This is a genomic window from Halorubrum sp. SP3 (assembly GCF_005435195.1).
In the GTDB taxonomy this organism is placed as follows: domain Archaea; phylum Halobacteriota; class Halobacteria; order Halobacteriales; family Haloferacaceae; genus Halorubrum; species Halorubrum sodomense.
The window spans coordinates 1-305 of sequence record NZ_SGTU01000556.1; the positions used below are offsets into that span (position 1 = coordinate 1).

Consider the following 305-nt stretch of genomic DNA (forward strand, 5'->3'; position numbering starts at 1 on the left):
TTGTAGATGGCATTCTCGACTCGCAAGATGTTGAGACAGGTGTCTGCAGCGCCCCAGCCGACGTTGACGTGTTTGAGGAGTTCATATTTGTGGAGTTGCGTGTCGATGGCCTCAATCGTATCAAGCACCGCTTGGAAGGCCTCCGGTTCGGGGAAGGCCTGTTCGATGAAGTACTCGGCCACCTCATCGTCACTCTCGCCGCTCAGCATGATTGCCTCTGCTTCGTCGAGCGCACGCCCAGCCCGTCCGATCTCCTGGTAGTACCGAATGAGATTCGGTGGCCGTTGGAAGTGGATTACCCACCC

Annotated in this window: 1 pseudogene; it reads right to left on the reverse strand. The window is 57.0% G+C overall.

The annotated features are described in order from the left end of the window. Positions 1-209: pseudogene (locus EXE42_RS17540) on the reverse strand (ATP-dependent DNA helicase RecQ); the annotation flags it as partial. Between the last annotated feature and the right edge of the window lie 96 nt (positions 210-305).